The sequence below is a fragment of the Candidatus Hydrogenedentota bacterium genome (genome assembly GCA_016791475.1).
Classification (GTDB): Bacteria; Hydrogenedentota; Hydrogenedentia; order Hydrogenedentales; family JAEUWI01; genus JAEUWI01.
Map to the genome: position 1 here is coordinate 23908 of JAEUWI010000058.1, position 18986 is coordinate 42893.

General features: G+C 62.0%; 16 protein-coding genes. 7 read left to right on the top strand and 9 right to left on the bottom strand.

From position 1 onward, the window contains the following. Nucleotides 1–144: 144 nt before the first annotated feature. From JNK74_23345 to JNK74_23360, 4 genes are all read right to left on the bottom strand, one after another. Complete coding sequence (locus JNK74_23345) at nt 145–1818, bottom strand: activator of (R)-2-hydroxyglutaryl-CoA dehydratase (GenBank protein ID MBL7649123.1); 1674 nt, start codon at nt 1816–1818, stop codon at nt 145–147. A gap of 318 nt (nt 1819–2136) precedes the next feature. Continuing rightward, nucleotides 2137–3015 carry a hypothetical protein gene (locus JNK74_23350; protein MBL7649124.1) on the bottom strand — a complete coding sequence of 293 codons (879 nt, stop codon included), beginning with the start codon at nt 3013–3015 and terminating at the stop codon, nt 2137–2139. Between the two features lie 25 nt (nt 3016–3040). Beyond that, nucleotides 3041–4468, bottom strand: a complete 1428-nt coding sequence (locus tag JNK74_23355) for a neutral/alkaline non-lysosomal ceramidase N-terminal domain-containing protein (protein ID MBL7649125.1) — start codon at nt 4466–4468, stop codon at nt 3041–3043. Nucleotides 4469–4973: 505 nt separating this feature from the next. Then, a complete protein-coding gene (locus tag JNK74_23360; protein ID MBL7649126.1) occupies nt 4974–5840 on the bottom strand; it encodes a hypothetical protein in 867 nt (288 codons plus the stop codon). Nucleotides 5841–6252: 412 nt separating this feature from the next. Here JNK74_23360 and JNK74_23365 point away from each other — a divergent pair, with 412 nt between their 5' ends. Next, entirely contained in the window at nt 6253–7539 is a 1287-nt protein-coding gene (locus JNK74_23365; protein MBL7649127.1) for a replication-associated recombination protein A, read from the top strand. A 36-nt stretch (nt 7540–7575) separates the two neighbouring features. Here the strand turns inward: JNK74_23365 and JNK74_23370 are convergent, their stop codons facing one another. Both JNK74_23370 and JNK74_23375 read right to left on the bottom strand, forming a co-directional pair. Continuing rightward, nucleotides 7576–7803, bottom strand: coding sequence for a BrnA antitoxin family protein (locus JNK74_23370; protein ID MBL7649128.1), 228 nt, complete (start codon nt 7801–7803; stop codon nt 7576–7578). Between the two features lie 4 nt (nt 7804–7807). Continuing rightward, complete coding sequence (locus tag JNK74_23375; GenBank protein MBL7649129.1) at nt 7808–8092, bottom strand: BrnT family toxin; 285 nt, start codon at nt 8090–8092, stop codon at nt 7808–7810. A 174-nt stretch (nt 8093–8266) separates the two neighbouring features. Between JNK74_23375 and JNK74_23380 the strand changes: the two genes are divergently transcribed. From JNK74_23380 to secG, 4 genes are all read left to right on the top strand, one after another. Continuing rightward, the gene (locus JNK74_23380; protein MBL7649130.1) at nt 8267–8668 is read left to right on the top strand and encodes a hypothetical protein; all 402 of its coding nucleotides are present in this window, start codon (nt 8267–8269) and stop codon (nt 8666–8668) included. 76 nt (nt 8669–8744) lie between these two features. Further along, nucleotides 8745–10352, top strand: a complete 1608-nt coding sequence (locus tag JNK74_23385) for a CocE/NonD family hydrolase (GenBank protein ID MBL7649131.1) — start codon at nt 8745–8747, stop codon at nt 10350–10352. Between the two features lie 401 nt (nt 10353–10753). Beyond that, nucleotides 10754–11530: a triose-phosphate isomerase gene (locus JNK74_23390; protein ID MBL7649132.1), complete on the top strand. Its 777-nt coding sequence runs from the start codon at nt 10754–10756 to the stop codon at nt 11528–11530. A 150-nt stretch (nt 11531–11680) separates the two neighbouring features. After that, on the top strand, nt 11681–12181 hold the full coding sequence (gene secG / locus JNK74_23395) for a preprotein translocase subunit SecG (protein MBL7649133.1): 501 nt from the start codon (nt 11681–11683) through the stop codon (nt 12179–12181). Nucleotides 12182–12417: 236 nt separating this feature from the next. Here the strand turns inward: secG and hisC are convergent, their stop codons facing one another. The 3 genes from hisC to murA form a co-directional block, all read right to left on the bottom strand. Next, complete coding sequence (gene hisC, locus JNK74_23400) at nt 12418–13464, bottom strand: histidinol-phosphate transaminase (protein ID MBL7649134.1); 1047 nt, start codon at nt 13462–13464, stop codon at nt 12418–12420. After that, nucleotides 13461–14765 carry a histidinol dehydrogenase gene (gene hisD / locus JNK74_23405; GenBank protein ID MBL7649135.1) on the bottom strand — a complete coding sequence of 435 codons (1305 nt, stop codon included), beginning with the start codon at nt 14763–14765 and terminating at the stop codon, nt 13461–13463. The genes hisC and hisD overlap by 4 nt, the downstream gene beginning before the upstream one ends. A 213-nt stretch (nt 14766–14978) precedes the next feature. After that, nucleotides 14979–16232, bottom strand: coding sequence for a UDP-N-acetylglucosamine 1-carboxyvinyltransferase (murA, locus tag JNK74_23410; protein ID MBL7649136.1), 1254 nt, complete (start codon nt 16230–16232; stop codon nt 14979–14981). 340 nt (nt 16233–16572) lie between these two features. On the opposite strand from murA, the gene JNK74_23415 reads away from it, so the two are divergent. Beyond that, nucleotides 16573–17577 carry a hypothetical protein gene (locus JNK74_23415; GenBank protein ID MBL7649137.1) on the top strand — a complete coding sequence of 335 codons (1005 nt, stop codon included), beginning with the start codon at nt 16573–16575 and terminating at the stop codon, nt 17575–17577. A 134-nt stretch (nt 17578–17711) separates the two neighbouring features. Continuing rightward, a partial coding sequence (locus JNK74_23420; protein MBL7649138.1) for a hypothetical protein occupies nt 17712–18986 on the top strand: 1275 nt, incomplete at its 3' end.

The window sequence follows — 18986 nt, forward strand, 5'->3', positions numbered from 1 at the left end:
GATGAGGTGCCCAAGGTGGGCCACTTGCTTTATTCGTTTTCAGGGACGACAGGGACGGCAGCGACAGCAGGTGAGGAACCATTCCCGGTCCCTGCTGTCTCTGAAGTCCCTGCTGTCCCTGTGCTCAGGACTCCAAACTCCAGACTAGACAGCCGCCTTACGCTCCGTCTCCGTCGCCACTTTCCACGCCGTGTCCTTTTTCATCAACTCCGCCACATACAGTACAAAATTCGCCGCGCGGCTCACCACGCCCTCGTAGTGGGGCAGATGCTGGATCGGCACCTGCAGTTCAGGGTGTTCAGCAACATACGTCCGGATCTGTTCGACGGTGTATCCGCAACGCTTCACGCACTGCTGGAATTCCTGCTTGCACTTGAGCTTCGCCTCGCCCAGGGCCATCTGCGCGCGGCTGTGGGCGTTCACATCGCCCTCGCCGGAGGTCTCGATGGGGATGTAGATCATGTCCGGGAAGTGGGAGGTCACCGCCGCCTGGGCACCGTCGGATTGCGCCGAGGGCATGCACCCGAAGGGCTTCAGGCTCATGACCATGTGGGCCAGGCTTTTGTTGGCGTAGTAGATGTTCTTCGCGACCTCCAGGTGGCCTTCGCCGCCCGCGGCCTTGCTGTTGTAATAGGGGTGGCCCATGCGCTGGAGCTCAAGCTGGCACACCTGCGCGTGCGCGGTTCCGCCCAATGCCGCGCGGAGGCGATCATACTCGCGGTTGAGAAAATGCTTCGCAATGTTAATGCGCGCAAGCTTGATGCGGTGATTCAAATTGCCGCGCAGCTTGCCGAAGAAGCCCTTGGAATCGTGCAGACCCTTCGTGTCCACGATCTTGCCGCGCGCCTGATTGATGAGGTAATTCACCCAGGTGGTGATGGTCTCCACGAGCACTTCCGAGCCCTGGGACTCCAGGAATTCGAACATGTGAAAGTTGCCATCGCCCTCGGTGGTCTGGGCCCAGAACTCGCCCGTGACCTTGCAGATGGGTTTCGGCCGCGTAAAGTCAACGCGCACATTGGCTTCGAGGATTTCGCGCGCTTCCGCCATCAACTGGACATAGAAGGGCTCCCAGCGCTGCTGGAGGATCTTGGCAACGTCTTTCTTGCGCCATTTTTCCGGCAGGTGCTTCCACCAGCCGGGGGCCGAGCCCACCTTATCGCCGGCGGTCCGCATTTCCGTGCAGATGTGGTCCATCGCCTTGTCGAAGGCCCGGTTTACCATGCCCGGTTCGGTTTCGTAGGGGCGGAGCTGATAGGCCACTTCGTTGAGCAGGTCACCCATCATAATCGCATTGAGCAGACGCAGGGCGAAGTCCACGTTCAGCTCCAGGCCCGCATCTTCCGCCGACTGGCCCAGGCCGCCTGTCTGCTGGAACAGCATCACGCGGAAGCCGTCGAAGCCGCTGTTGCGCAGGGCGAGGCGGTACTCGGCTTCATACATGCCGAAGCGGCACGGCCCGCAGGAACCGGCGGTGATGTACATGTAGTTCTTGAGAATGTCTTCCGTTGGGACGCCCTGGTTGTCTCGGAGGTCCTTCAGGTAGTTCACCAGTGAGCCCACGGTGAAGTAGGTGGGGTTGCACTGGCCATTGTTGCCGTATTCCTTGCCCGCCTGGAAGTCGGCCTTTTTGGGCGTGGGCACAATGGTCAGGTTGTAGCCGAGGGAGCTCATGGCCGCCTGAAGCAGCTTCTCATGGCGCAGGGTCAGCCCGCCGAAAAGGACCGTGTTGGTTTCGCGGTCCTTTTTTGTAAAGGGGCGCTCCACCGGGCGCTTGAAGTGCTTTTTGGGGGCCTCATGCAGGCCCGCTTTCGCCATCAGACGCTGCCGTTCGCGTTCGACGGCTTCGGCCACATAGTCGCGGACGGGAGGGGTGTCGGTCAATTGGGTTGGGCTCATGTGAGGTATCCCTGTGCTGCGTTGAGTCGGAGCTTCTCAATAATACGGTTGCCCGGGCGTGGGAACAAATTCTGCCATTCACCCGCCCGCGGGACAGGGGGCCAGGGCGCACGTGTGGCGTCCTGGATAGCACTGCTTTAGCCGAAGCGGTGCGTGGTGACAATCGCTGCTCACTGTCAAGTGTTTTTATAGCACATGGCAGGTCTGGACACAAGTGTTTTGGCCCGCCGCCAGTCACTATCTCGGCGATCCGAGTGCCCGCAGCCGCTCGATGCGGTCCGGCTCGTGCGCGCTCAACCAGCTATCCGCCGAAAGCAGCGCATGGGCCTGGGCAAAGTGGCGCGTGGCCTCGTGTGGCCGCGCGCACACCAGAAGGCACTCGGCGATCTCCTCGTGGACATAGCCATCCTTCTCTCCAAGTGCGTCGAGGTCGCCCAGGAGCTTCAATTGCATCCCCAGGGCCTCTTCAACGCGTTCCAGCGACCGGAGTGCTCGGGCCACGGCCCATCGCGCGATGTGCACCTGTTGGGGCTTGCCGTTTGACTGAAATGCGGCCAATGCGCTTTCAAAGGATTGGAGGGCGCCTTTGAAGTCCCCCGCGTCATGCCGGGTCCAGCCCAGGTTGTTGTGGAGGGCGCCCAGCCAGCCGCGCGCCTTGGGATCATCGCTCGATTCCGCCCGGTGCACGCCCTTCTCCATCCAGTGGCGTTGCTCCTCAGGCGGCAAGGCTATCGCCAGCATGTGGGCGGCGTCGACGGCATAGAAGTCCAGCTCGGGCGCCTGGGCGCATTCCCAGGCCTGGAGAAAGAGGAGAGCCGCCTCCGCCTTGTCGCCCGAGGAATTCAATACCCGCCCGCGCTCCAGGAGATTACGTACACGCACCCGCGGACTGGCGTCCACAATGCCGGGGTCGATTTCGTCCAGTATACGGTGGGCTTCCGCAAAACGATCCTGCAGGCCGAGGGCACGGGCCCATTGGGTCTGCGCTTCGGCGCGCAACGCGGGCTGCTGCTTCGCGTCAATATCGGCCAGCAAGCTTTCGAAGCGCTGGGCCGAGGCCGCAGGATCACCGAAGTCCCACAACGTATCCAGATTGTCCGATCGAATATCTTTCAAATCGCCAATCCCGTTGAATCTGGTCCTATTGCTTCAACGAACCCAGCAATTCCAGCACCGTTGCCTGGATCGTGTTGGCCGCCGTCACTTCGAGGTAGCTCGACCGGGCGCGCCAGGTTTCGTAGCCGCCGTAGCGGTGCTGTTCTTCTGTCGGCAGATAGCCGTTACAGCCGTTGGCCAGCTCGATGGTGAAACTCTTGCCGAAGGGCGTTTTTTCTTTGATGGCGAGACCAATTTCCACGAAGACTTCGCAGGGGATGGCCGCGATGCCCAGATCGCCGATCTGCACGGCCTGAAGGATGAGGGGCACCGTGTCGGGGTAGTCGGCCAGGGCGACGGTTTCGTTGGCATAGATCTCGCGCAGGCCCTGAAGCTCGCGACCCTGCGCGGCGGCGAGGAGGCCCTTCGCTTCTTCCACTTCCTCCGCCGTGGGCTTGCGCACGCCGAGGGAAATCTCCGTCTGGGCCGATTTGAGCGGCACCCAGTCCTGAAATTGAACCGTCTGCCAGGCGCGGTGCACTTCCGCCGCCACTTTGTCGGCGACGAGCTTCATCTGCACATAGGGCGGCTGCGCCGGACGCGGCACGGCGAAGCTGATGTTGTTGATGTTGCCACTGGTGCCGTTGGACATCATGGCGAGGAAGGTGTCATCGGCATCCAGCAGGCGGGCAATCTCCTCCGAGAAGACACCGAAATAGTCGGCGGAGATGTCGGTGCCCAGGGTGCCGCCCACGTAGTGGAGGGAATAATTGGCCAGCAGGCCCAGCGGTTTGCCTTCGGTTGTCTGTACGGCCAGGAAGGCCACTTCCGGGTCAGTCGGCCCCGCTGGTTTCACCAGATTCTCACTGCCGACCGGCGGGTTCATCTGCACGGTGTCATTCTTCCTGCCGAAGGGATCCTCTCCGATGGCGCCCTCTTTCATGAACCAGCGGCGGTTGAAGACCTCGTCCGGCACGGAACCCGCGCCCCAGCCGATGCGCGCGGGCACGCGCTTATTCCACGCGAGTGTGACGGCGTCCGCGAGGCGATTGGTGAGAAAGGCGTCGTAGGCCGGGTCGGATTTCGACTGGAATCCGATAAAGGTGCAGGGTGCGGAGTGGGTGTGGGTGGCGGAGAAGAGCATATTCTCCACGGGCACGCCTGTGGCCGCCTGGGCGCGCACTTTGGCGTCGTCCATGATTTTCCGCGTTACGGCGCAACTGTCCACCACGGCGAAGGCCAAGGCATTGGCGCCATCGTCCAGCACCAGCGCGCGGACATGGATCTCGTCGTGGATCGCCTCCACCTTACGGTCGTTCATATAGCCCACGATGGACAGGCCGAGCCACGGCGTTATGTTTACTTTGGCGACTCCGGCCTGGAAGGTCTTCGGGGGATCCTGGGCGCGGGCCGAGAAGGGGGCGGCGACCAGAAGGGTGACGAGGGCCAGTGCGGTGCGAAGTGACAGCATCATATCGGAGTCTTCCTTGGTTGGACCAGAGCCGGTGGGGGGGATTGTACTACACGGACGGTCGTGGGAAGGAATGGGGCGGGAGTCTCCGAAGAATCGATTTGAGTCGTTGCGTTACGTGATCGGTGGTCTGGATGCACTTCGGGCTGCAAGGAGTTGTCCGGCGCCGGACGCATAGGGAAGCCTGGGTATCTCCGTGAGGCATGAGAACGGCCCGCGGGCTGGCTGGCGCACCTTCGGGGAGGTCAACTAGTATTGCTCCAGGAAGAATGGGCGCAACGCAGGGTCCACGGGTTGTCGTTCCATGCGGTTCGGGAGGGGAACTCCGGTTCGGAATTCTCCACAGGCCTCCTATAAGTATGGATCGGGCGTTGCAGTTTTTTTGCCCTTGACGCCAAACCGCCCTCATGCTTTCCATCGCCTGAACCCGCGGCACAATAGAAACGGCGCGCTCTGGGGATGAATTCCCGTGAAGCGCGCCGTGGGGCGTCAAACTCAATCGAAGTGATTAGACGGAAGCGGTGGTCTTCTTGCCGGTGATGGGGCAAACTTTGGTTTCGCCTTCGGAAGAAGCCGCGTTCGCCTTGCTCGGGCAGGTCTTGGCTTCGCCTTCGGAAGAGGCGGCCTTCGCCTTGTCGGCGCAGCAGCCTTCCTTCTTCTCGCCCTCGGAGGAAGCGGCCTTGGCCTTGTCGCAGGTCTTGGCTTCGCCCTCGGAAGAAGCGGCCTTGGCCTTGTCGCAGGTCTTGGCTTCGCCTTCGGAAGAAGCGGCCTTAGCCTTATCGGCGCAGCATTCCTTCTTCTCGCCCTCGGAAGAGGCGGCCTTGGCCTTGTCGCAGGTCTTGGCTTCGCCTTCGGAGGAAGCAGCCTTGGCCTTGTCGCAGGTCTTGGCTTCGCCTTCGGAGGAAGCGGCCTTGGCCTTATCGGCGCAGCAGCCTTCCTTCTTCTCGCCTTCGGAGGAAGCAGCCTTGGCCTTGTCGCAGGTCTTGGCTTCGCCTTCGGAGGAAGCAGCCTTGGCCTTGTCGCAGGTCTTTACTTCGCCTTCGGAAGAGGCGGCCAGCGCGATGGCTTCGGAACGCTCAAGACCCGCCTTCATCACTTCCTGGCGGCGGTGGCACGGGACCGGGGTACCGGCCTCTTCTTCCGTTGCCGCTTCAACCTTGGTCGCGGTTCCGCCGACGAAGGCGAGCACCGCCTTCTGAATTTCGCAGGTGCCGCCGCTGTTCGCAGCACCGCCGAGCGCGCCCGCCGTGGCCACACCGGAAATCGCCACCATAGTCAGAACGAAGGCCGTCCATTTCAAACGGCTGCTTCCAGACTTCCGTGCGGCAACTGTTTCCGTGGCCGCTACCTGTTCTTCGTGGTGTTCTTCATGCATGGTTTCTGCTCCTGACTCGGTTTGACAAGGATACACATGGGCGCCCGGAGAGGGGCCCTAAATTTCTCAGGTCTCGTTACACTGTATTCATGAAGGGTGGGGATTCATTTCACAACATGCCACCAGCCCAACGCCTTTTAGAATAGCAGACAAGGTTGAAAACTGCAACCACGCCACAGCCCGTGGAGCAGGGACGACTCGCGCTCCGGCAACGGGCTAAGGTATTGATTTTGAATGTCTTCGGTGCTCCTCCGTCCCCTATGGCGGGTCTTCGCAAGGCCGCGGGGTCCCGGTGGTGCGCCGATGCCCCGAAAGATCGTACCATGACGCCTCCGGTCCGTCCCCTCGCGACGGGCCAGACCATGAAGGTGAAACCTTGACCGATTTGTTTGAGATAGCCGCCGCCGAGCGGATGCGCCGGGAGGCTCCCCTGGCCCGGCGGGTGGCACCGCGCACGCTGGATGATTTTGTGGGGCAGGAGCACATTCTGGGTCCTGGAAAGCTTCTCCGGCGTGCGATTGAGGCGGATCGCATCACCTCGCTGCTCCTTTACGGCCCCCCCGGCACCGGGAAGACCGCCCTGGCCCGCATCGTGGCCATGCGGACCAAATCGGCCTTCGAGCCGCTGAACGCGGTGACTTCCGGCGTGAAAGAGCTCCGGGAACTTCTCGCCCAGGCGAAACAACGCCGCATCCACGAACAGCGGCGTACGATTGTTTTTGTGGACGAGATCCACCGCTTCAACCGCGCCCAGCAGGATGCCCTCCTGCCCGACGTGGAGAATGGCAACATCACCATGATCGGCGCCACCACGGAAAACCCCTTTTTCTCCGTGGTCGCGCCGCTCTTGTCCCGCTCGCAAATTTTTGAGTTCAAACGCCACACCGAGGAGGCGTTGATCGGTCTTATGCGGCGCGCGCTGCGCCACCCTGAGCTGGGCATGGACCCGGAAGCCATCACGGTGGATGATGACGCGCTGGAGCACATCGCGCGTTACGCCGAGGGCGACGTGCGTCGCTCCTTGAATGCGCTGGAAGTGGCCCTGCTCACCACGCCGCCAGTAGAAGGCCGCATCCACATCACGGTGGAGGAAGCCCGGGAGTCGATCCAGCGCAAGCTGCTCCATTACGACGGCACGGGCGACGCGCACTACGAAGCGGCCTCGGCCTTCATCAAGTCCATGCGCGGCAGCAATCCCGATTCGGCGCTCTACTGGATGGCGCGAATGCTGGAAGCGGGGGAGACGCCCCGCTTCGTGGCGCGGCGCATCTGCATCGCTGCGGCGGAAGACGTGGGCAACGCCGACCCTATGGCGCTGGTGCTGGCGAATGCCGCGTTTCAGACCTGCGAGTTCATCGGCATGCCCGAGGCGCGGATACTCCTGGCCCAGGCCGTGACGTATATCGCGTCGGCACCCAAGAGCAACGCATCGTATACCGCCATCGACGCCGCTATTGCCGACGTGCGCGAGGGAAAGACGGTGGAAGTGCCTCAGCACTTGATGGATGCCCACTACAAGGGCGCGAAGCGGCTGGGCCACGGCAAGGATTACCAGTACGCCCACGACTTCGAGGAGAACTACGTGCCCCAGGATTACGGCGTGGCCCGGGGGACGTACTACCAGCCGACGACCAACGGGAAAGAAGCCGAGATCAAAGCCAGGATGGACCGGCTCGACGCGCGGGACCGGGAAGAGTGAGGGGGTCGGTCAGTCAATCTGATTCCCTCTCGGCTATCATTTCTTGGCCGGATGCCAAGCGATTTCGAGTTCACGTTTGGTTGTGGCGCAGTCCCGCAGGTACAGGTTAATCAGCGACTGGTAGGGAATATCCTGTTTCTCAGCCAAGGCCTTGAAGTACTCGATCACACTCGGATCCAGCCTCAAAGTAATTTGCTGCTTCAGCCGACGGGCATAGGGGTTGGGGCGAGATTTCATGTTCGAAAGATCGTATTCTTTTTTCATATTGCTAACCTCGGTAATACGTCGATTCGGTCCGAGTGGCTTTGCGGGCGGAAATGATGCGAATTACATCATCCTGCTCGCGAAAGCAATGGCAAACGAGAAGGAGCCTGCTTTTCTGGCTCATTCCAAGCAGCAAGAACCGCTCTTCCTCCTCCGCGTGGTCTTCATCGAAGAATTCAGTGGCAAAATCATCCAGGAAAACGGTTTTTGCCTCTTCGAAAGACACCCTGTGCTTCAGGCGGTTGACACGATCCTTTTCAGGATCCCAAGTGAATCGGATTGGACTCATGCTTACATTGTAACTACACTTTTCCAGTTTCGCAATAGGGTCGATGCTCATTTTTTTGGCGTGCAACCAGACCCGGTGATGGTGCAGACTATAGGCTTGGAATGAGCAGGCGGGGCCTCCGGTGGCATTACCCCATCGGGGCCGCGAGCCTCGTTAATTGAGGAGAAGCTTGTAATGGAATCGTGGGTCCTATTTCTGGCAATCGTGGTGACTTCACTGGCCTTCGTCATGTGGCTGGCCATGTTTGCCCTCAGCCGAGGCATGAACTCCAATCTCGAAACGGATGCCGAGAGCCGCCGTATCGCGGGCCGACAAATTGTTTTCGGCGCCCTGCTTCTGGCCGTCGCTGTCGCCCTGAGTATCTGCTTTTTCAATATGGATCGCCCCGAGATAATACCGGAAATTGGTCCCGGTCTTCCGGATAATGCGCCCCTGGTGAAGAAGGAAATGGGAGCGCATTCGGGTGCCCGGATCGAGGCGCCGAAAGTCGCCGAACCCACGCCCCCGGCACCGGCAGTTCCTCCAGTCAACCAATCTGGTGAAGGGAAGCCGCTGCCCAATCCGGCCGTGATCTGAGCGAGAACAAGACTTTCACCACGAAGCTCACGAAGAGCACGAAGGAAGAATCATTGGCAATGGACACGGTTCCGCTATGATCGGCGAGCGTTTTCGCTATTTTCTTGTCATCGTGCTATTGGCGTGTCTGCCGGTCTTCGCCGCGCCGACGCTTAGCATGGTGCCCATGGGCGACGGGACGAAACTCGCCACGGATGTCCACACGCCGGAGGGAACGGGCCCCTGGCCGGTGATCCTCATGCGCAGTACCTATGGCCGTCTCGAAAATGTGGCGGAGGAGTGGCTGAAGCAGGATTACGCCGTGGTGATTCAAGACGTGCGCGGCATGGGGTCGAGCGAGGGCGAGCCTCACGTGTTTTACGCCGAGGGCTGGCGCGCGGGCTTTACCGATGGCGCGGACACGGTGACTTGGATCAAGGCCCAGCCCTGGTGCAATGGGAAGATCGGTACCGTCGGCGGATCGGCCCTGGCGATTACCCAGATGCTTCTCGCGCCGAGCACGGATGGCGTGCTGATCCAGAATATGGACGCCGTGCCGTCGAGCCTCTATGGCGACACGGCCTACACGGGCGGCGTGTTCCTGAAGAATATGATCGAGGGCTGGCTGACCATGATCAAGCAGCCTCACCTTGTGGAAGTCTACAAAAGCCATCCACGCTACGACGACTACTGGGCGCACTTCGACAGCATCGCGAAGGTGGAGGACATCAACGCCCCGGCGCTCTTCGTGAACGGCTGGTACGACATTTTCCAGCAGGGCACGATCAACGGCTTCATGGCGCGGCAGGCGCTCGCGAAAGAACCCGCAAAGGGCAAAAACTTTCTCATCATGAAATGGTCGAGCCATGGGCCCGATGTGGAAACGGACTACAAGCTTAACCCCAATCGCTTTGATTTGAAGGTGAGCCAGATCCGCAACAAGATATTCCGCCATTACCTTCAGGGCGATGAAAAGGCGATTGAGGGCATTCCGGCGGTTCACTACTACGTCATGGGCGCGGACACGCCAGGCGCGCCGGGCAACGAATGGCGCACGGCGGACACCTGGCCTCCCTATGAAACGAAGGCGACGGCCTTCTACCTCCACCCGGATGGCGGCCTGGCCACCAGCGTGCCCCAAGCGGTCAACGGGGAACTCAGCTTTGTCTTTGATCCGGCGAATCCCGTGCCCACCCACGGCGGCGCGAATCTGCTCATGCCCTCCGGGGCTTTCGATCAGCGGAAGAAGATCGAGGGACGCGCGGATATCCTGCGCTTCGCCACGGAGCCGCTCGACGAGGCCGTGGAGATCACGGGCCGCGTTACGGTGAAGCTCAACATCAGCTCCGACGCGCCCGACACGGATTTTACCGCCATGCTCGTCGACATCTATCCCGATGGCCGGGTGCTGAATGTGCTCGACGGCATCCGCCGGGTGAAAACCCGCAACGGTTTCACGGAGCCCGCACCCCTGCTGATGGGGCCGGACCAGATTGTGGAACTGGAAATCGACCTCTGGAGCACCGCCTGGATCTTCGACAAGGGGCATCGGATCGGCCTGCACATTTCCAGCAGCAATTTTCCGCGCTTTGAGGTGAACCCGAACACGGGCGAAGATTTTCCCGGCGCGGAATTGCGCAAGGCGACAAACGCGGTCTACTTAAGCGCCGAACACCCGAGTGTGCTGGTGTTGCCCGTGCGCTGAAGGGGACGGACACGCGCCCAGGATGAATCCGAGGGAGAGGAACTTGATGCGCCCCTCCTGTCCTCAATCCGACGGGGTGTCTGCAATCGCGCGTGCCTGTCCCTGCGGATGTATCCGCGTGTTTCGATCTCGTTCGAATCACGATTTCAACATCCACGGGGACATGCCCCCGCGTTGGTGCGGGCTGACCGGGTGGTTGAGGGAGGTTTGAGTGGTGTGTCGCTTGTCGCCGAACCCGTGCGGTGGTTCGTCCCTGCGGCCGTTGTTTTTTGCGTGCGTCATCGCTTATATGCTACTCTTCACCGTTCAAAACCCCCAATAGACCTGAATACGCCCGCCGGTGCGTCCTGCCTGGCGGGTCATGCGACACTAAGGTGTTGCGCCATGGGAAGATACAGATTATGAGCGGAACGAGCAGAACGCCCCTGGTTGCGGGCAACTGGAAAATGAACAAGCTGATCGGCGAGGCCGTGGCGACGGTGGAAGCGCTGAAGCCGCTGGTTTCGGGCGTTACGAATGTTGATATCGTGGTGTGCCCGGTCTTTACCGCGCTCCATGCCGCGAGCCAGGCGGCTCAGGGCAGCAATATTGAAGTCGGCGCGCAGAATGCCTACGTCAAGGAAAGCGGCGCCTACACCGGCGAGCTCAGCCCCCAGATGCTGAAGGACGCGGGCTGCACGTGGACCATTCTAGGCCATAGCGAACGCCGCCAGTATTTTGGTGAGACGGATGCCTTTTTGAATGAGAAGCTTCACTTCGCGGTGAACGCGGGCCTCAAGGTGATGTTCTGCATCGGCGAGACCCTCGAAGAGCGCGAAGGCGGCAAGATGGACGATGTGCTGACGCGCCACGTGGTGGAAGGGCTCAAGGGCCTGACCGAGGCGCAGTTTGGGCAGGTCGCCATCGCTTATGAGCCCGTCTGGGCCATCGGTACGGGCGTGACGGCAACGCCGGAGCAGGCGGAGTCGGCCCATTTGTTTGTACGTGATTTGGTGCGCAAGCACTTTGGCGATGTGGTGGCCGACGCCATCCGCATCCAATACGGCGGCAGCGCCAAGCCGGACAACGCGGCGGAGCTCATCTCGCAGCCCAACGTGGACGGTTTCCTCGTGGGTGGCGCGGCCCTCCAGGCGGACAGCTTCGCGGCGATCGTGAACGCGGTCAGCAACCACGGCTGAGTCCGGACATTTTGTAAACGAAACTAACTTTCTGGTGCGGTGACAGTGCGTCGCCGGCCAAAAACGTCGGGAAGGCCGGACACGGTTGCGACCCCGGTATCGCAGAGGAAATTAAGTAACATGCTGGATACGATTTTTAGTTGGAATACCGTGTGGTATCTGTTGTTGTTTCTTTATGTGCCGGCCTGCATCTTTCTGATCGTCATTGTGCTGCTCCAGAAGGGCAAGGGCGTGGGCTTTGCGGGCGCGTTTGGCGCGGGCCCCGGTGGCGCGGATGCCGTATTCGGCCCCCGTTCGTCCAAGAGCCTTCCCCAGAAGATTACCTATACCATGGCCGGGATCTTCATGACCCTGTCCCTGGCCATGTCCATGTTGTCCGGCAATCTGGGCAGCAGTGTGGCGCCTTCCCTCGTGGAAGACACGGGTGTTGTGCCCCAGAACAACAGCGGCGGTGGCGTAAGCAGCATCGACGATCTGTTCAACGCCGCGCCGGCCGCCGAGGCCCCCGCCGCCGCGCCTGCCGCCGCTGCGCCCGCCGCTGAAGCGCCCGCGGCTGCCCCGGTCGTAGAGACGCCGGCTCCCGCCGCGGAAGCCCCTGCGCCGGCTGAAGCCCCCGCCGCCGAGGCCCCGGCCGCTCCCGCCGCTCAGTAACCAATCTCAATTTAATCAAATCAACGGCGCATCTCCGGAATGGGGATGCGCCGTTTTCTTATGGTTCGTCCGATGGCGCCCGACGAACACGGGGCCCGGCCAGGACAAGATGGGTGGCGAGTCCTTTCGGTTTGAAGGGATCCGCCGCAGACGCGCGAAGGCCATTTCCTTGACCGGCGGTGGGTGGGCAGGCGGTCATTTCCCGGGGGTGGCGCAATGCCGCCTTGGCGGTTTTCTTACAACATCCCCCGCAGGGCCGTGAGCAGTTCGTCGCACTCCTCGTCGGTGCCGATGGTGATGCGGAGCGCGTTTTCCAGCCTGCGGTAGTTGAAGTAGCGCACGAGGATGCCGTTCTCGCGGAGCTGTTCGAAGATCGTCTTCGCATTGGGCTGGCCGTGCCAGTGGGCCAACAAAAAGTTGGTCTGGGAATCGGGCACGTCGAAGCCCATGGCGATGAGTTCTTCGCGGACGCGCTCGCGGGTGACGCAGACGTTACCCGCGGAGATCTCCATGTGGGCGTAGTCGTCCATGGCGGCGATGCCGACGGCCTGGGCGATGGCGTTCATGTTGTAGGAGTCTTTGGTTTTGAGGAATTCGTTGATGATGGCGGGATTGGCCACGGCGGTGCCGATCCGCATGCCGGCGAGGCTGAAGGACTTGGAAAAGGTCCGCATGACGATGACGTTGTCGAATTGCTTCGGCAGATCGATGCAGGTGTCGTCGGCGAAGTCGGCGTAGGCTTCGTCGATGACCACGATGCCGTCGAACCCGGCGCAGAATCGCTCTACTTCCTTGCGGCTCGCCGCCACGCCCGTGGGCGCGTTGGGCCGCGTGAAGAAACACAGGCGCGCGGGTGTGTTGAAGAACTCCTCGGTTAGTTCATAGTTCTCGCCGAGATCGACGTACTTCAAGTTGCAGCCGTGGAGGGCGCAGAGCACCTCGTAGAGCGTGTAGGTGGGGTACATCGCCAGCACGTCGTCGCCGGGATCCACGAAGGTGCGCAGGGCCAACGCCAGCAACTCGTCCATGCCGTTGCCCGCGATGATCCAGTCGGCGCTTTCGTAGCCGTAGCGCCAGGCGCAGATCTCGCGAAACTCGCGAAAGACGGGATCGGGGTATTTCCGCAGGCGGTCGAGATCGAAATTGACCAGCGCCTCCTTCACGCGGGGCGAGGGCGGGTAGGGATTTTCGTTGGTGTTGAGCTTTACGAAGCGGCGGCCCTGGGGCTGCTCGCCGGGCACGTAGCCCTCCACGGGCTTCAACAATTCTCGCTGGTACTTCACTGGCGAACCTCAATCGAGCGGGCGTGGGCCTGCAATTCTTCGGCTTCGGCGAAGGCGCGGATGTCGGCCGCGTCTTTGTGTAGCCGTTCCTTCGAGTAATAGAGCACGCTGGTCGTCTTGCGGAAATCTTCCGCGGTAAGGGGCGACGCAAAGCGCGCTTTCCGGCCGGTGGGCAGGATGTGGTTGGGCCCGGCGTAGTAATCGCCCACGGCCACGGGGGTCATCGCGCCGAGCATGATGGCCCCGGCGTGCCTGATCTTGTCCACCAGATTGCGGGGATACTCCACCTGCACGCTGAGGTGCTCGGGGGCGTAGAGATTGGTCAGATCGATGGCCTCCTGCATGGTACGCGTCTGGATCAGCACGCCGCAGTGCGATAGCGAGTGCTCGATGATCGTCTTGCGGGGCAGCCGGGCCGTCTCTTCTTCGAGCCGCTTCTTTACGGCCTCGACGAGGCGCGCCGACGGCGTGATCAGCACGGCCATGGCCTCTTCGTCGTGCTCCGCCTGGGCGAGCAGTTCCGCCGCCACGTAGTTGGGGTTGGCGTGATCGTCCGCGAGCACGACCACTTCCGAAGGGCCCGCTTCACTGTCGATCTCCACGACGCCGCGCACGAGGGCCTTGGCCGCCGTGACAAAGGTGTTGCCCGGGCCGGTGATCTTGGTCACGGCCGGGACGGTCTCGGTTCCATAGGCCAACGCGGCAATGGACTGCGCGCCGCCGATGCGGAAGATGCGCGTGGCCCCGGCAATCCGGGCCGCCGCGAGCACCACGGGGTGGATGCCGCCCTTGTAGGAGGGCGGCGAAACCATGATGATCTCTTTCACGCCGGCCACGCGGGCGGGGGCAATGTTCATCAACACCGACGAGGGATAGAAGGCCTTGCCGCCGGGCACATAAACGCCGGCGCTCTCGATGGGCGTGATGCGCTGGCCGAGGACCGTGCCGTCGTCATAGGTTTCTTCCCAGGATTCGCGGAGGTGCTTGCTGTGGAAGCTGTGTATGTTTTCGTAGGCCCGCTTGAGGATCTGGATCATGCGCGGTTCGACCGTCTTGAGGGCCGCTTCGATCTCGGCGTGCGTCACCTCAAACTGGCCCGGCTCCAGTTCCACGCCGTCGAAGCGCTGCGTGAGATCGGCCAAGGCCTTGTCGCCCTCTTTGCGCACGGCCTCCACAATCCAGCGGGTCTGATCCAGTTTATCCTGGATCAACTGGCCCATCGTCTGCTTGTCGCCGTGCTGGCTCACCTGCCGCTTCAGTTTCTCGAAGGAGGCGTCGTCTGTAACCACGAATTCTTTCATACGGTATCCTGTCCAGAATATTTTTTTCGAAGGCGGCCTCGCGCGCAAGTCTTACCCCCCTTCCCCCCCCGCAATCGGGGAGGACCAGGAGGCTCACTTTGACACGCAAGGTTCCCCCCGCTTGCGGGGGGCCAGGGGGGTAAGCTCCCGGTTTGGCAAAGGCCTTTTCGACATTTTTATGGCCTCTCTAATATATTTCCAGAGCAGTATTGTCTACTCCCGCACCCGTTCGATATCCGCGCCGAGGCTGCTGAGCCGTTCTTCTATCCGCTCGTAGCCGCGGTCAATATGATACACTCGCGAAATCGCCGTCTCCCCCTGCTTCGCCATCAATCCGGCAATCACCAGCGCGGCGCTGGCCCGCAGGTCCGACGCCATCACCGGCGCGCCGGAGAGCTGCTCCACGCCGCGCACGATGGCGGTGTTGCCGTCGAGGCTGATGTCCGCGCCCATGCGCGCCAGCTCCGCCACCTGCATGAAACGATTTTCGAATACGGTTTCTTTAATTCGGCTGACGCCCCGGGCCCGTGTCAACAGGGTCATCATCTGGGCTTGCAGGTCCGTGGCAAAGCCGGGGTAGGGCAGCGTGGTGATATCCACCGCGTTGATGCCGTTGGGGGCCGCCGCGCGGATCTTGTTGCCGTGGGTCTCCACCTCCGCGCCCGCCTCCTGCAGTTTCTTCAGGAAATTCGGCAGGTGATCCGCATTCGCATTCGCCACGGTCACGTCGCCGCCGGTCGCCACGCCCGCCACCAGAAAGGTGCCCGCCTCGATGCGGTCGGGCATCACAATGTGCTCCGCACCGCCCAGGGCATCCACACCGACGATGGTGATCATGTCCGTGCCGGCGCCGGAGATGCGCGCGCCCATGGAATTCAAGAACAGGGCCAGATCTTCAATTTCCGGTTCGCGCGCCACATTCGTCAGGCGCGTCACGCCCTCCGCCAGCGTCGCCGCCATCATCAGGTTCTCCGTGGCGCCCACGCTGGGGAAGTCCATGGCGTGGTTTGCGCCGGTCAACTTGCCTTCCGCCAGCACATACCCCTCTTCTATGCGTATCGAAGCGCCCAGGGCCTCCAGCCCTTTCAGGTGGATATCCACCGGTCGCGCGCCGATGGCGCATCCGCCGGGCAGGGACACCTTGGTCTTGCCGAAGCGCGCCAGCAGCGGACCGAGCACGAAGAAGGAGGCCCGCATGCGACGCACGAGGTCATATTCCGCTTCGGGTTTGTTGATCGACTTCGGATCCAGCGTCATGGAGCGGCCCGTGAAATCGATGCCCACGCCCATGTCGCCCAGCAGCTTGTCCATGGAAAAAATGTCGTGCAGACAAGGTACGTTGTGCAGCACGCAGGTATCTTCGGCCAGCAGGGTTGCGGCCATGAGGGGCAGGGCGGCATTTTTTGCACCGCGCACCTGAACGGTGCCGTTGAGTGCCTTGCCGCCACGAATGAGAATTTTGTCCACCAGGTCGTCCTTCGGTTGTGGTCGCACGGATTATCCCGATGAAAAGCGGGAAAAACACGCGCTTCGGCCCGACGAAACACAACCGGCGGGCCGACTTAGGGTTGAGGGGAGAATTATGCCACAGCGGCGTGGGGCATTAATACCTTGCGGCGGGGTGGAAGGTTCCGCGGGGGATAAGACGGATAGGACGGATAGGACCGATGAAATCTGCCATCCGTCTTATCGGTCCTATCGGACGTATCCGTCCCAGGGCGCCACAAAAACCGAACCCGTTCACTTTTCTTGACAAGATCCTCCGGGCAAGATAAAATGAACATGTTCAACAAATGAGGAGGTTATCATGAGCCCGCATCCCTTCACCCGCCCATGCGTCGCCGGTCTGCTTGCCGTTAGCCTGTTGCTCTTCATGTTCGGACTTTTCGCCACCGAATGGGTCGGTCATTACGGTTTCACGCTCTTCCAGGTACTCCCCGCGGCCGGCGGCTTCCTCGCGGTCCTGATCGCATCGCGGCCCGCCCGCGTTACCTTCGGGTGGGGCGTGGGGCTCAGTCTGATTCCCGTGGCCATCGGCGGCCTGCTGTTCCTGGCCACGGGCTTCGAGGGCTTCATCTGCCTGGTCATGGCGGCCCCCATCATGGTCTTCTTCGCCGCGCTTGGGGCGGTGATTGCCCTGATCGCGACCGGCGTCATTCCCTGGGTCGAAAACTGCTTTCATGTCCGGGGCTGCGGCGGCGGAGGGGGGCCGAAGGCCAACACCACAGCCCTGGTGATACTTCCGCTCGCGATCGCGCTCACAGTGGAGCCCCGCTTTCTCCCCCACCCGCCCACCCGCGAGGTCCGTTCCAGCGTGGTGGTCCGGGGGGACATCGCGAAGGTCTGGGAAACGGTCGTGGCTTTCCCTGAGATCACGTCGGCCCCCGGAGGCATCTTCGACTATGGCATCGCCTACCCCATTCGCGCGACCATCGAAGGCACGGGCGTTGGCGCGATCCGGCGCTGCACCTTCAACACGGGCGACTTCGTGGAGCCCATCACCGCGTGGGAAGCGCCCCATCGCCTCGCCTTCGACGTGGTGGAGAACCCGCTGCCGATGAAGGAGTGGTCCTTCTGGGGCGATATAGACACGCCCCACCTCCACGGCTTCATGGTTTCCGAGCGCGGTCAGTTTGAGTTGACCGCGCAAGCCGACGGCACGGTGCTCCTGGAAGGGACGACCTGGTATCACCAGAACCTTTGGCCCAACGCCTACTGGGGGGCCGTTTCCGACGAAATCATCCACAAAATCCACGGGCGCGTGCTGGGGCACATAAGAGACGTGGTGGAAGGCAGATCGGGACTGTCTTGAGGGGAAAACCTCGCAGGACGCCGGAAAGACGCGGCCCCGCCCGGGCCCAACCCGGTAGGTCGGCGCCCCGCCGGCCTCAGGGAGCGTATTCCTTTGCAGAATGGACATCCGGCCCGCCCGAAGGTACACTTTCCGTGGTGCGTGTTTACCGGGTGCTGGCCAGGTGGCCCCGCGATCTCCCCGGTGCGGCGTGTAGAGAAGAAACGAAGTTCATGGGCAAGGCAAGCAGTACCCTCCAGTTATTGGCCGCGCTGTGCGGTGTGTTGCTCTCGTTTTGCGCGGGCTCGCAGGGCATCACCCAGATCTCCAAGGCTGTGCAGGTCGGCCGGGTCACCTGGATCGAGTCCATGGCCCTGGAAAGCATCGCGCAGATCGCAAAGGGCTACGAGGCCTACTACACGCTGGCCGCCACCACCGGGCCCAATTCCCTGGTGTACGCGCCGGTGGACCACACCCTTGACCCGCCGATTGTTGGCGCCTTCGCGGCTGTGCCCGATCTTGGGGCCGAGGCGGGCTTCGGCGCGATTGATTCCTTTGCGGTGGACAACGTTTCCGGCGCCTATTTTTTTGCCCATGAATCCGGGCTCTGGGGCGGCACCCTGACGCCGGGCAGTCTGCGCCAATACGCCGGCGGCGCCGTCGGCGGCCGCATCCTGGTTCAGGACCGCACGCTCGTATACACCACGGGCAACGCCGTGCACTTCGGGCAAATTGATCGCGCAACAGGATTTTACGCCGACGGACCGGTCTCCCCGGCGACGCTCTTTGGCACGGGCCCCTATCTGATCGCGGGCAATCCGGCAAATAAGCATGTCTATTTCTATGATATGGACCGGGAGATTTTTCGGTCTTCCGTGCCGCTGGCCAGCTTCACGGCCATTACCACGTTTGAGTCCATCGCGCTGCCGGTGGCGGTGCAGGTGGCCACGTGGAGCGCGTTTGGCATAGGCCCCGATGGACGGCTGTTTCTGGGAGGGCAAACCGGCGGTGAAAGCCCGACCAGCGTCGTCGCGTTTACGGACGGGGACGACGGCAACGGCTGGACGGTGGTGGACACGGGGGTGCCCGGCGGGGCTGGTCGAACCATCGAGTGGGCCGGGCTGCCCGAGGCCTACGAGATCTATTTTGGCCGTGCGGCCAGTGTCTTCAAGGGCGATGAGGGCACCTGGGAAGCTATCCCGCGCGGCGCGAAGTCGGAGCCCGTTCCCGATGATGGCGTGGTGCGCCGTGACGCGTATAACCCGAAGATGCTCTATATCACGACCGCATCAGGACTGGCCGTATCCTTTGATCGCGGGGAAACACTTGAAAGTTTGTCGATTGGCGGCGAGGGCGAGGGCGAAGGCGAAGGCGAAGGTGAGGGTGAGGGTGAGGGTGAGGGCGAGGGCGAGGGCGAGGGCGAGGGCGAG

Coding starts and splice junctions, on each gene's coding strand:
- JNK74_23345 (MBL7649123.1), bottom strand. CDS start 1,818: ATGGCGAAAGCGGGCCTGCATGAGGCCCCCAAAAAGCACTTCAAGCGC.
- JNK74_23355 (MBL7649125.1), bottom strand. CDS start 4,468: ATGATGCTGTCACTTCGCACCGCACTGGCCCTCGTCACCCTTCTGGTC.
- JNK74_23360 (MBL7649126.1), bottom strand. CDS start 5,840: ATGCATGAAGAACACCACGAAGAACAGGTAGCGGCCACGGAAACAGTT.
- JNK74_23365 (MBL7649127.1), top strand. CDS start 6,253: ATGCGCCGGGAGGCTCCCCTGGCCCGGCGGGTGGCACCGCGCACGCTG.
- JNK74_23370 (MBL7649128.1), bottom strand. CDS start 7,803: ATGAAAAAAGAATACGATCTTTCGAACATGAAATCTCGCCCCAACCCC.
- JNK74_23375 (MBL7649129.1), bottom strand. CDS start 8,092: ATGAGTCCAATCCGATTCACTTGGGATCCTGAAAAGGATCGTGTCAAC.
- JNK74_23380 (MBL7649130.1), top strand. CDS start 8,267: ATGGAATCGTGGGTCCTATTTCTGGCAATCGTGGTGACTTCACTGGCC.
- JNK74_23385 (MBL7649131.1), top strand. CDS start 8,745: ATGATCGGCGAGCGTTTTCGCTATTTTCTTGTCATCGTGCTATTGGCG.
- JNK74_23390 (MBL7649132.1), top strand. CDS start 10,754: ATGAGCGGAACGAGCAGAACGCCCCTGGTTGCGGGCAACTGGAAAATG.
- hisD (MBL7649135.1), bottom strand. CDS start 14,765: ATGAAAGAATTCGTGGTTACAGACGACGCCTCCTTCGAGAAACTGAAG.
- JNK74_23415 (MBL7649137.1), top strand. CDS start 16,573: ATGAGCCCGCATCCCTTCACCCGCCCATGCGTCGCCGGTCTGCTTGCC.